This window comes from Pseudoalteromonas sp. AOP7-A1-14 (assembly GCF_052376275.1).
Lineage (GTDB): Bacteria > Pseudomonadota > Gammaproteobacteria > Enterobacterales > Alteromonadaceae > Pseudoalteromonas.
In genome coordinates, this window is sequence record NZ_JBQSVO010000253.1 from 1 (window position 1) to 1,147 (window position 1,147).

Below are 1,147 nucleotides of genomic sequence, written 5' to 3' on the forward strand. Positions count from 1 at the left end.
CAGGGTTGAGCGGTAATCATCGTCTAGCCCTGCCATTTTCTTTTTCCTCGCCATACTTGCTGACTTAGATGCATCTTGTTTAAAAAGCGCCATGGCTATCTTTCGCATTACATTAAACATTAATGGCCCTTGAAGTTTGCGTATTCTCGATTCATCTTCTCTGAAGTTCATATCAAGCATCCAATGCATGCTTTCAACCTGCCAGTGACTGCGTACTGCATTGAGTGCTTGCGCTGCATTTAAGTCTAATGAACTTATATACCAGCGTGTTTCAGTGGTATCCGACCCTGCCGACTTATCATGAACTTCAGCCCTGACCTTAATAATACTCGTTAAGCCAGGCCAACGATAATCCTTGCCTAGCCAGCTTTTATCTATAAGTAACTGCTGGCATGTACGTGTTTCAACACGCCCATGTCCTGAGCTTATTTCGGTATGTTCATCACAATTATGCTTAGTTAACCTTTCACGCTCGCACTTGTGCCACCACGCTTCTAGTTCCTTTTGCATGCCTGAATGATTACCTTTAAGTGCAAGAATATAATCTGCTTTTTGTTGGATGATTTGTTTTGCTATTTCTTGTTGGCATCCCATCGCATCTAACGTAATGATACTGTTTTCAATATCGAGCAGGGTGAGTAATTCTGGTATTGCGGTGATTTCATTTGTTTTATTATCAACAGCCGTCTGCCCAAGCACTAACTGGTGTTGGCAACTCCATGCACTGACCGTGTGTAAGGCACTTTTTCTGTCTTTTGTGGTAAATGAACGCCGTGCGGTTTTGCCATCGATAGCGATGATATCTGCACCTGTAGTTTCAATCAGTGATGATATCCAAGATTGAAATGCCCTTTCTATTTCATTTGCTTTTAACCGACACATGACGCGAGCAATCGTGTCATGTTTTGGAATTCCTGCGTTGAACGTGCCGTATTTTTTTAACCAATCAAGCTTTAGGTGCCCAAAGTCTTCAATATCTTCCCATCCTTCTGCACCAGAGAGTACAGCGCTAATAGCAAGGAGAAGAATATCGATAAGTTCATGCTTTTTACAACGTTCAATGCGAGGATCTGTAATTGAATTAAAATGTTTCAGAAAAGTAGTGCTCATATTTATGCGACCAAGTAATTATTATGCCTTGATCTGA

1 protein-coding gene is annotated in these 1,147 nt (G+C 41.4%); it reads right to left on the reverse strand.

Annotated features, from left to right (window positions below; translation table 11 throughout):
• The coding region (locus ACT3RM_RS17950; protein ID WP_444511522.1) for an ISAs1 family transposase at positions 1-1,110 on the reverse strand (1,110 nt) is incomplete at its 3' end.
• Between the last annotated feature and the right edge of the window lie 37 nt (positions 1,111-1,147).